We start from the raw sequence: 11708 nt of genomic DNA on the forward strand, positions 1-11708 counted from the left end.
ATTAGTATAATATGGCATTTAGAAAGATATGGTAATCCGGCCGTGAATCTTGGCTTATCCATTGGGCCTCGACGTTGAAGTAGTCACGGACACACTCCACAACATTAACACCCACAGATTCAACGGCATAACGCATAAGTTCCGGATGCCTGCATGGATTTGAATTTACCTTTTCACATGGAATGCATAATGCGCATGGTCCACAGGTTAAATATAATCCATTTAATCTTTTTTCCTCATCCAACATTTTATTTAATATTTTTCTTTTTTCCCTTTGAAATAACATTCTGGAATTTTCCCTGAACTTTTCATATGAAAGGTTTTTATTCTTAAATTCATCAGTAAACGTTATCTTCATGAAATATAACCTTATATTGTCATATCCGGTCCATATGTCATCAACGTCAAAGTCAAATGATGGACAGCTCCACTTGTATTCATAGCTGGAACACTGGCTGCACTTATAATCGGTATAGTCAAAGTCAACATATTTAGGATAAAATTCATCCATACTCACAGTACGTTCAAATCTTTCTATGGTATAATCATTCATAATACACGCCTACCATTTCTTAAATTACTGATTATAATGTATATTTACACAGACATAAATAAGAGAGGCTAACTATACTTTAAATTGGGACAAGTTTAATTAAAAAAGAGGGGAAGATTAGAATAATTTTGTCTGTACACTTTTATTGGCTTTCGGAAACTCATGCAAGTACTCAAATATTTCCTTGGGATTATTCATAATTCCGGCATTTCTTGTTTTTTTGTTGAATATCCTCATAAGATTTTTATTATTGGGACTTACTATTCCATAACTATTAGCAAATTCCTTTATGTAACGACTTTTAAGACCGGGAAAATGTTCATCAAGTCTTTTATAGTAGTATTCACGATTTCCATCACGTAGAGTCATGCCCATACCGAAGCATATGATACCCTTAACCTCCAAGTCGATGCATGCATCCAAGAGCCCATCAATATTCTCATATGTATCCGTTATATATGGAAGTATCGGCGTCATCCATACAACGATAGGTATGTTATTTTCCTGAAACTTTCTTAATACTTCTATCCGTCTAGTTGTCGGACATACATTCGGCTCTATTTTCTTACTGATATCATCATCAATACACGTTAGAGTCATCTGCACTACAAACTTTGATTTTTCATTGATTTTTTTAATCAAATCCATGTCACGCAATATCAAGTCGGACTTTGTTATGCATGTAAATCCATGAGAGTATATATATGCCAACTTCATGGCTTCTCTAGTGTAGTTGAGCTTTTCTTCCAATGGTATATACGGATCAGTCATGGAGCCCAAGCCAATCATAACCCTTTCCTTCTTGTTTTTCAATGCTTTTTTGAGCAATTCAAGTGAATTCTTTTTAACCTCTATATCATTAAAGCTATGATTCATGTTATAGACATCACTTCTTGAATCACAATAAATACAGTCATGACTACAGCCACGATAAAGATTCATACCATTGTTTTTTGACAATATAGACTTAACACTTACATAATGCATATCAACCACTCAAAACATAATCAATAAGATAAAATTGATTCAATTCAAACAAGATATATTTCTAATAAATCACTTTATTCATAATTTAAATAATATGATAATCCAATATAAATAATTAATTGCCAAACAAAAAAAAAATAAGAAAATAGGGAATGATTAATTTATTACTTTAATAACTTTAGTCGTGTTTCTCTGTGAGTTGTATGCAAGTCTATCCTGTGTAATAACCTCTATACTAGTGTAGTTTTTAGATTGAGGTACCGGTATGTTTTTAAGGTCTAAAACTCCATCAGTAGTGTAATAGTACTGTACATTGGTACCGTTTTTAAGTGTTACACAATTTACTTTTATAATACACTTGTTAGGACCGGCCACTACATTGCCGAGATAGTCTTTGATCGTGATTTTCATGGATAATGTGTGTGTCTTGTTGTTTATTGTAGCGTTGGCTAGGTTTATTGTTATGTTTGATCTTTCCACCTGGAAGGTTGGTGTTTTTGTCATGATGTTCTGGTAGTTTTTGTTGTAGAGTCCAACTTGTATGGTGTGATTTTTTGGTGTTAGTGTCTGCATATCCGTTACGCAGGATATTCCTAGAGGTATGGTGTAGTTTACCGTTGCCGTGCCGTTTACTATCTTGACTTTAAGCATTTCCCCATTTGTGTCTTTTAGTGTTATGCCGTTTACTTTGAAGTATACGTATTCGTCCTGGTATTTGGTAATGTTACTTGTTTTTTTGCCATTGGTGGTGTCATAGATTTTAGCGGTTATCCTGAGTACTTGTCCCTGTTTGATTATCTTCTTGTTTGTAGTTACTTCTATTGTAGCGTTACGTTTGGATATGTTAATACTTGCCGGGCTACTGGTTGATGCATTGTATATTGTTGTACCCACATAGTATGCAGTTATGTTTTTAGCATTGGTCATATTGATATCCGGTATGATGGTGGCTGTTGCTACTCCGTTTACTATTTTTATTTTGAGTGGGTTATTTGAACCGGTTAGTTTTCCGTTGTCTTTTATTGTTACTCCGTTTACTTTGAATATGAGGTTTCCTTCGTTTACATTACCTCCGTTTGTATCGGTTACTGTTGCTTTGATGGTGAGTTTTTCTCCTATAACACCAGTAGCGGAGTTAACTGTGGTTTGTGTTTTTATCTTGTTTTTGACTGTTATTTTGATGGTTTTTGTGCTGTTGTTGTATCTGCTGTCTCCTTTATAGGTTGCGGTTATGTTTTGTGTTTCAACTTTAGTAGGTGTATATGTTTGTGTTACTATTCCATTATTGTTTGTTTTAGCCGTTACTGATTTTCCATTGATGTTAAGTGTTACTTGTTGATTTGCAAGTTTATTGTTATCTGCATCTGTTAGTGTTACGGTTATGTTGATTGGTGTGTTGTTTACTGGTGTGGTGTTGGATATTTTTAGATCCAGTTTTGTGTTTATCTTTTTGACTGTGATGTTGGTTGTTGCTGTACTGTTGTTGTATTTGCTGTCTCCTTTATAGGTTGCTGTGATTGTTTGTTTTTCTACTTTGGTTGGCGTGTATGTTTGGGTTGCTATACCATTGCTATTGGTTATAAGGTTGAATGTTTTACCTGCAACATTTAGTGTAACGTTCTGGTTTGCTAGTTTGTTATTATCGGCATCTGTGAGTGTTACGGTTATAGTGATTGACGTGCTATTTACTGGTGTAGTGTTGGATACTTTAACAGTCAGTTTAGTGTTAATCTTCTTAACGGTTATGGTGGTTGTTGCCGTGCTATTTACATATTGGCTGTCACCTTTGTATGTTGTGGTGATTGTTTGTTTTTCTACTTTGGTTGGTGTGTAGGTTTGGGTTGCTATACCGTTATTGTTAGTTTTAACTGTGAATGTTTTATCACTTACTTTTATTGTAATGTTTTGATTTGCTAGTTTGTTACCAGTGGTATCTGTTAATGTTGCTGTTATATTAATTTGTGTGTTGTTTACTGGTGTGTCGTTGGATACTGTTAGTGTTAGTTTTGTGTCTGTCTTGGTTGCCGTGACTTTGGCCGTGTTGTTGGTTGACTGATTGTATACATCAGTTCCAGGATATATTACGGTTATCTGGTATTCTCCCATCTGGTCTAGTGTGAATGTTGTGTTGAATTGTCCCATTGTGTTTGTGGTGGCTGTTTTTGTTGAACCATTAACGCTTATGTTTACTGTTTCTATCGATAATGGTTGGTTATCTTTGTCGAGTAGTGTTCCGGTTATTGTAAAGTTTTGTCCTACTTTAGTATCTGCATCATCGACTATGAGTTTTGTTTCTATTTTAGGTGCTGTTACTAGTAGGGTTGTCGTGTTTGTATTGTAGTTATTGTTTCCTGGATATGTTGCATTAATTAGTGTTTCATTGCTTTTTATAGTGTGTTCTATACTTGTGGTTCCGGTTATATCTGTTGTCTTGTTGGTTGTATAATCTTTTATTGTGATAGTAATATTTTCATCAATTATTGGCCTGTCTAACAGATCTTTTAAGGTGAATGTAATGTTTATAACATCATTTATTTCAGGATTGGTGTTATTTGTAGATATGTTGATTGTTGTATTGAGTTTATCATAGAACTTATTATCTTCTATTGTAACTGTGTAGGTTGAGTTTGTGTATATTGTTCCATTGTAAGTGGAAGTTTCAGCACCTTCATTGTTTTCTATTGTTGCTGTTCCATCATTTATTATAGCAGTTTCAGTCATTTGTGAAGGATTAGCTATGAAGTAATTGGATTCTATAAATGCCTCACCATTATTGTTGTATATTGCTCCTCCCCGTGTTGCGTTGTTGTATTCAAGTATTGAATTGTCAATTTTAAGAGTACCACTGTTGTATATTGCACCACCCTCCTCTGCTGTGTAGTTTGTTATTGTGAGGTTCGTGAGTGTTAAGTTATGTTCTTGTGCTATTTTGATGAATTGGTATGTTTTTTGTCCGTTGAGTGTTTGTCCGTTACCGTTTATGATGATTTTCCGGGTTGCTGAGTTTTCCCAGTTTATGCTTTGTGTTGCATTATAGTCTCCTGGTTGTAGGTTAATTTTATAACTGGTGTATGGATTATTGGTGGCATTTTCTATTGCTTGTACTAACAGGGTATAATTTGTTACATTACATTCTGTATCTGGATAATATACTGTAAATGTTACCTTGTTTGATTGCCTGTTACATGTGGTATAGTATATTTCATATGTTCCTGGTTGTAAATCTGTCAGTGTAGTGTTTTCATATTTTGTTGTCTTGTTTTTTTCATTGTTGATGTAGAGTGTTATGTCATTGATTCCTGTTTCAAAGTCCCAATAGTTCATAGGAGTTGTTAGTTGTATACTATAGTTTAGAACTACTTCGTCACCTTGTTGGAATATAGTTTGATCATCTTTGATGTTTAGTTTTATTTCCTTAAGTGCAATATCTGTGGATTCATAATTATTGCCTTCATGTATTCCATTCCAATATCCGTTTAAATCTATTGTTTCCTTATTGTTTGTTGCGGTATTTTCTTTAAATGTGTTGCTTGTAAAACTTACATTTCCATCGGCATATATTGCAGCACCATATGGTGCTGTGTTGTTTATGAAATTAGAAGATGTTATACTAGTTAAAATGCTCCATGATGCATCATATATTGCACCTCCACGTCCATCATATGTTTGTCCTGTTGCGGTGTTTTGTGTGAGGTTGGAGTGTGTTATGTTAAGAGTACCACCGTTGTATATTGCACCTCCATATCCATCATATGTTTGTCCTGTTGCGGTGTTTTGTGTGAGGTTGGAGTGTGTTATGTTAAGAGTACCATTGTTGTATATTGCACCTCCAATTCCATATCCATCTTGTCCTTGTCCTGTTGCTGTGTTTTGTGTGAGGTTGGAGTGTGTTATGTTAAGAGTACCATTGTTGTATATTGCACCTCCCCATCCATAGCCTTGTCCTGTTGCTGTGTTTTGTGTGAGGTTGGATTGTGTTATGGTAAGAGTTCCCACGTAGTTGTATATTGCACCTCCAACTCCATCTTCAGTTTGTCCTGTTGCGTTGTTTTGTGTGAGGTTGGATTGTGTTATGTTAAGATTACCCCTGTTGTATATTGCACCTCCACGTCCAGTATTTTGTCCTGTTGCTGTGTTTTGTGTGAGGTTGGTGTTGTTTATGTGAAGAGTACCCTCCCAGTTGTATATTGCACCTCCAACTCCATCTTCAGTTTGTCCTGTTGCTGTGTTTTGTGTGAGGTTGGATTGTGTTATGTTAAGAGTACCACGATTGTTGTGTATTGCACCTCCATATCCATTTTGTCCTTGTCCTGTTGCGTTGTTTTGTGTGAGGTTGGATTGTGTTATGTTAAGATTACCAGTGTTGTATATTGCACCTCCAACTCCTTCTATTTGTCCTGTTGCTGTGTTTTGTGTGAGGTTGGATTCGGTTATGGTAAGATTACCCCCATAGTCGTTGAATATTGCACCTCCAACTCCATATTGTCCTGTTACGTTGTTTTGTGTGAGGTTGGAGTCTGTTATGGTAAGAGTACCACCATTGTTGTATATTGCACCTCCATATCCATTGTTTTGTCCTGTTGCTGTGTTTTGTGTGAGGTTGGAGTTGTTTATGGTAAGGTTACCACGTTCGTTGTATATTGCACCTCCAAGATCTTGTGCATGACAGTTGGTGATTGTGATGTTGTTAATGTTTACCATTTGATTACTTGTTATGTTTAAAAATCGGTATTTGTTATTTCCGTTTATTGTGTAACTGTTTCCGTTTATTGTAAGAGTCTTTATATTAGTATTTAGTGTTGGACTGGCTGGGAGTGTTATGTTGGAGTTAATGTTTATAGTTACGTCTTCATCTGTACTATTTAATGCATTTTTTAGTTCAGCGTAATTGCTTACGTCATGGGTTTGGCTTGCGGTTTTTAAGTTTTCTTCTTTTTTGTTTATTTTCTTTTCATTTATTATATTTTCTTTTATAGTCGGATAAGTCGGAAAGATTACTCTCGCCTTCTCTCCTCAGAACCGTACGTGTCACTTTCATGACATACGGCTCAAGCATATTTTAACCCAAATTGATTATTTTATATCTCCGAGATGGATTAATATTCTCTTTTCTTGTATAGGCATTCAAATGGTGTTTTCTTGTATGCTTTCTTTATGTATCCTGTATATTCAGGGTCATAAGGGTTGCAGTTATATTTAATTGTTTGTGCATAATGTATGTTGGTCCAACTCATTTTGACAAGTTGTTCTGATGGTTCTTTGGGGTTAGTAAGTATATAATTATCCTCACTTTTATGAGTATAATCTTCTTTGAAGTACTTATTTCTAATCCAAGTCCACGACTTATTAGGATGTTGTCTGAGTAGATATCTCCTAGTAAGTGTCCATACATATGCATCAATATCATTGAAAGTTGATTTGGATGCACTTTGTTTCCAATAGTTGGCAGTGCCTATTATTATGTTGTTGGCATCGTATATTAACTTTCCAATATTGTCACTCCTATATTTTAGGAATGTTGCTTTGAGTTTTGCCTTGAGCCTTTTAACTCTGTCTTTTGAGGGTCTGGTGATTACTTTAAGTCCTTGGTTTGTCTGATAACTTCTTATATTGAATCCGAGAAAATCGAATCCATTATTAAGTGGTGTTATCATTGTTTTATCGGGTGCTAGTGTTAGTCCACGCTCTGATAAGTAAGGTTCTAACAATGGGTAAATATTTTCTGCATCTTCTTTTGTTTTACAGAGTATTACAAAATCATCTGCATAACGTACCATTGCATATCGAGATAAGTTAACATAATTAGTTGAATACTGATTATGTCGTCTTTTCGTGTATTCTATACCGAGTGCTTCATCCAGTCCAGTTAGGGCAACATTAGCCAATATAGGTGAAACTATTCCACCTTGTGGTGTGCCTTCATCAGTTAGATTAAGCATATTGTTGTATAGATATCCTGCCTTAAGCCACTTTTGTATTAATTTCTTGGCTGGAAAGTTTCCCAGTTGTTTTAATATCCAATCGTGGTTTAATGTATCAAAGCATGATTTGAAGTCACCTTCAAATATCCAAGGTCTGTTTCCTCTCCTTGCGTATCTGTGTATCTTTGCTAGTGCATTTCCTGCACTTCGCATTGGTCTAAAACCATAACTACATGGTTCAAAACCCACTTCTACACGAGGTTCAAGAGCAAGACTAGCAACCATTTGATATACTCGATCAGTAATGGTCGGTATACCAAGTGGTCGCTTTTTACCATTTGTTTTATCAATATAAACCCTACGAACAGGTAGAGGTTCATACTGATTAATGCCATGAGATTTGAGATTATAGAATAATGCCATGCGTTCAGGGTGTGATTTAAGAATCATCCCATCAATGCCAGGAGTTTTATAACCCCTGTTTAGCATAGTAACTCTTCTTATACTGTAAAGAAGTGTAGAATCCTTAGATAATAGGATTCTTTGTAAGTTACGGGCTTTTCTATAGTCTCCGTCAATTTCGGCACGAGCTATATCACATTGTAATTTGTAGATGCTCCGTTCAAGTTTTTTCCATGGTATTGAAGTCCATTGGTCAGTGTAAACGGACTTATTGTGCTTAGCATCCTCCAAAATAATTCTATTTTGGCTCTTATCTGCATAAACATTCTTCGACATTTTAATTACGACACCTCTTAAATTATAATAATGATTATAAGTTCGTGTTATACACCTGTTAAAGTTAGCATATACCTCATAGTTATATCCTTAATTTCCTATTGTCTTAACGACTTGAGGTCGTTTGCTTTCTTAACATCCTTTACCCTACTAGGTTTAAGAACACCAGTTCACACCGTAGTCCCCCCACAAGAAATACTTGTAGGTCAAAGTAGGGTTTACCAAGTTTCTCTTCTATCAGATACGACTAACTTAGGCTCTCCCATTACACCGACCAACATATGGGTTATGTTCGATACACATAAATAAAGTGTGCATCACCTGTTGGCAACACGACAGGTAATCTAATATCCTTTCCTTATCGCCCAATATAACGACGCTTATAAGAGTTCATTTATCATTAGCCAATATTATTAGTCTTTCTCTAGCCCTCATACTCCATGGATATTAGGAATATGATTAGACATTATCCCTCATGCAACCCACATCATCCGTTACCAGTTGATGCAGTTTCAGGCGAGAATGACCCACATAACAAGGTCAATAATACAACATTTGTTGTATTATACTGATTTTATAAAGGAGAAGAGAATTGCTTGTCGCACTTATCTGTTATTGTGTTGGTATGTTGTACTGTTTCTTTTGTATTTATATCAGTACTTTGTGTTGTGATTGTATCACTAGTGGATTCATTTTGTATATCTGCTGCAGTTGCAACTCCCACTAAGAGTACTAATACTATGACAAATAACAGTACTTCTTTAATTTTTTTCATACTCGACCATCCTCCATTAGTTATAGTTTATTATGATACTCTATATGTGAAGTGGTGGTATTTAATATTTTTTAGAGTTTTTTATAAAAAAAGAAGTTAAATTAAATACTAATATACTTATTAAAGAGTATATATTCTGAAATTACTGATTTTTCTTAGGGCTGTTATGATTGTATCCGATGTATCTTTTTTCTATGATTATTTAATGGATAGGCATGATTAATCATGATAATTAGGGGGTATATTATCTTTTTTTTATACACTGAGTGATGGCATATAATTTTTTTTGTGTTTTTGTTCATTTTGTAGGTCTAATCAGTATATTTTTTATTATTTTTAAATATTGTCAATTTAAGATTTTTACTTATTATTATAGCTTAGTTTACATATTATATTTAATATTTACTTTGATTTTAGTTAATTCCTTATTTTATAGTAGTGTTCAGAATCTTACATATATCTTGACAAAATTCCAGTAAGATTTTTAGTTTTCAGATTTTGATTTTAATTTTCATCAAAAAAAAAAGTATTGTTATTAGTAGTGAATTATGCATTAAATTAAATTATTTATTAAGTTAGTTTATTATTTTTTAATAGGATGTTCTGAAGTTTTATTTCTTTTCTGTTAGAAATGGTTGTTATTTCCTTTTTTAGTATGATAGAAGATTATCTACAACAGATATAATCTTAATATAACCTTTCTTCTTAAAATAAATAACACTTTGAAACATTGATAATAATAGCAATATTATTTAGTACACGAAAACAAAAAACGATGTATTGATTGTTAAAAAAAGTAATGAAGGTCAATTTCAACTGTAAATAAATCAGTATAGTTATGAATATATAAATAATACAAAATGTATTATTAGTAAGATTCTTAACACGGCCGTTATAATAATTTATGAGTATATGGTGAGGATTTGGATTCTCTTAGAAAGATAATTAGCTATGTAAATTAAATTTTTTATAAAAAAAAATATGAATTAAATGACGGTTATTTCTTCTCTTTTATATATTCTTGCTCTAGTAACTTCTTAAGTTCCCGGTTTTCCTCTTCGAGTGCCGTCATCCTATCATTTATCAGGTATAATTGTTCTCGTAGCAATTGATTGTTTTCCTCGATAAGTATGGCATTTTCCTGTACCGTTTTTCTTGTAAGGGCCTCTGTTTTTTCATTGTATATTGCTGAAAGGTATGCTGTAAATATTGCCACGAAGAGTATTCCTATCACCATTGTCAATACTGTCAGGTATTTTCCTGTTATCGATGTTGGTGTCAGATCACCGTAACCTACAGTTGTTGTGGTTACGATTACAAACCATAATGCATCACCCAATGATGTAAATCCACTATCCAGGTAATATAGGAGTACTGTTGATACCGCCATGTATATCATCAAGACAACAAAAAGCAGTTTAAAGAGATGATTCTGTATAAAATAAAACAGTGAATCAATATCCTTTACCACATTATATACCCTTATGACCTTGAATACCTTTAAAAAACGGAACAATCTGAATACCGCAAAGTATCTGAAGAGTATATCGAATGGAAATAGTGATAATAGCGAGAGTATGTTTTTGTCATCAATGAAAAACTCCTTCAATGATCTGTCCGAGGTATAGTAATCATAGGATAAGTCAATAAACAGTAATAGACATACCATAAAATCATAATCTGCAAAGAAATTATCAATTCTTAAATCAAATGAATATGCAACCGATAGAAAGATGAATATCAAATCTATAACTGTTAGTATAAGCAGTATGACATTCTTTAATTCACCCATCAGGTGTATGTTTTCATCATTCACGTATTTTTTTGGCATGCTATCATAAACTTCCTAACGTATATATTAATTTTTTTGTCAATTCTATTATTTAGTTATATAGGAATATTGATTAACTCCCATGAATATACATCTTATTAGAATAGATTATAAAATCTAATAAAAAAAAAGATTTTAATGGAGTTTTAATTGATGAAAGAATTATTTACATGCTGTGACTGTCATGTTTTAAACTGCAATAGTCAAGCTGCCGACTACCCCGAGTTCTGTCCAACAAAAGACTTGAGGGATTATGATATTGAGATTGTAGAAAAACTGTATAAGGAGGATAACAATAAGGAAATATCCAGGATATCAGCGGAGATTGAAGCCGATTTCTACTGTAAATATACACGAGTAGAGGAGATTATCGAGTTTGCCAATCGGTTGAATTTTAAAAAGATTGGCATTGCCACCTGTATTGGCTTGATTGAGGAAAGCAGAATCTTTGCCGAGATACTCAAGAACAACGGATTCGAGGTTTACTCGGCAGCGTGTAAAATAGGTGCCATGAAAAAGACCACAGTGACGGGTATTGATGAGGACAAGACCAAAGTTACCGGTAATATCATGTGCAATCCCATCCTGCAGGCACAAATACTTAACAATGAAGAAACAGATCTTAACGTTGTTGTTGGATTATGTGTTGGCCATGACAGTCTTTTTTACAAGTACTCGAATGCTTTGGTTACTACTTTGATTACCAAAGACAGGGTATTGGCACATAACCCCGCCGGTGCATTGTATCAGACAGGCACATATTATAGAAGATTACTTGAATAAGCATATAATCCTAATATATAATGTTAATTTGTATTTCATGAGAGAGAGGTAATTCTGGAATTACCATATCTTTATTAATTTCTCTTTTTAAATATTAAATTAGTATTCAAGGATGGATTT

At 33.8% G+C, this 11708-nt stretch carries 7 protein-coding genes; 1 reads left to right on the forward strand and 6 read right to left on the reverse strand.

Annotated features, from left to right (window positions below):
- Position 1: 1 nt before the first annotated feature.
- The 6 genes from AW729_RS02480 to AW729_RS02505 all read right to left on the reverse strand — a co-directional run bounded on the left by AW729_RS02480 (position 2) and on the right by AW729_RS02505 (position 10805).
- On the reverse strand, positions 2-553 hold the full coding sequence (locus AW729_RS02480) for a DUF2284 domain-containing protein (RefSeq protein WP_112123604.1): 552 nt from the start codon (positions 551-553) through the stop codon (positions 2-4).
- 117 nt (positions 554-670) lie between these two features.
- On the reverse strand, positions 671-1540 hold the full coding sequence (locus AW729_RS02485; protein ID WP_112123605.1) for a radical SAM protein: 870 nt from the start codon (positions 1538-1540) through the stop codon (positions 671-673).
- 156 nt (positions 1541-1696) lie between these two features.
- Positions 1697-6535 carry an Ig-like domain repeat protein gene (locus tag AW729_RS02490; RefSeq protein ID WP_335645367.1) on the reverse strand — a complete coding sequence of 1613 codons (4839 nt, stop codon included), beginning with the start codon at positions 6533-6535 and terminating at the stop codon, positions 1697-1699.
- Between the two features lie 101 nt (positions 6536-6636).
- Positions 6637-8199, reverse strand: a complete 1563-nt coding sequence (gene ltrA / locus AW729_RS02495; protein ID WP_112123607.1) for a group II intron reverse transcriptase/maturase — start codon at positions 8197-8199, stop codon at positions 6637-6639.
- A 574-nt stretch (positions 8200-8773) separates the two neighbouring features.
- Positions 8774-8974, reverse strand: a complete 201-nt coding sequence (locus tag AW729_RS02500) for a hypothetical protein (protein WP_112123608.1) — start codon at positions 8972-8974, stop codon at positions 8774-8776.
- Positions 8975-9971: 997 nt separating this feature from the next.
- Complete coding sequence (locus AW729_RS02505) at positions 9972-10805, reverse strand: potassium channel family protein (RefSeq protein ID WP_112123609.1); 834 nt, start codon at positions 10803-10805, stop codon at positions 9972-9974.
- 153 nt (positions 10806-10958) lie between these two features.
- Here AW729_RS02505 and AW729_RS02510 point away from each other — a divergent pair, with 153 nt between their 5' ends.
- Entirely contained in the window at positions 10959-11588 is a 630-nt protein-coding gene (locus AW729_RS02510) for a DUF1847 domain-containing protein (protein WP_112123610.1), read from the forward strand.
- The last annotated feature ends 120 nt before the right edge of the window (positions 11589-11708 follow it).

Source organism: Methanosphaera sp. BMS, assembly GCF_003268005.1.
Classification (GTDB): Archaea; Methanobacteriota; Methanobacteria; order Methanobacteriales; family Methanobacteriaceae; genus Methanosphaera.

Coding starts and splice junctions, on each gene's coding strand:
- AW729_RS02485 (WP_112123605.1), bottom strand. CDS start 1,540: ATGCATTATGTAAGTGTTAAGTCTATATTGTCAAAAAACAATGGTATG.
- AW729_RS02505 (WP_112123609.1), bottom strand. CDS start 10,805: ATGCCAAAAAAATACGTGAATGATGAAAACATACACCTGATGGGTGAA.
- AW729_RS02500 (WP_112123608.1), bottom strand. CDS start 8,974: ATGAAAAAAATTAAAGAAGTACTGTTATTTGTCATAGTATTAGTACTC.
- AW729_RS02480 (WP_112123604.1), bottom strand. CDS start 553: ATGAATGATTATACCATAGAAAGATTTGAACGTACTGTGAGTATGGAT.
- AW729_RS02510 (WP_112123610.1), top strand. CDS start 10,959: ATGAAAGAATTATTTACATGCTGTGACTGTCATGTTTTAAACTGCAAT.
- ltrA (WP_112123607.1), bottom strand. CDS start 8,199: ATGTCGAAGAATGTTTATGCAGATAAGAGCCAAAATAGAATTATTTTG.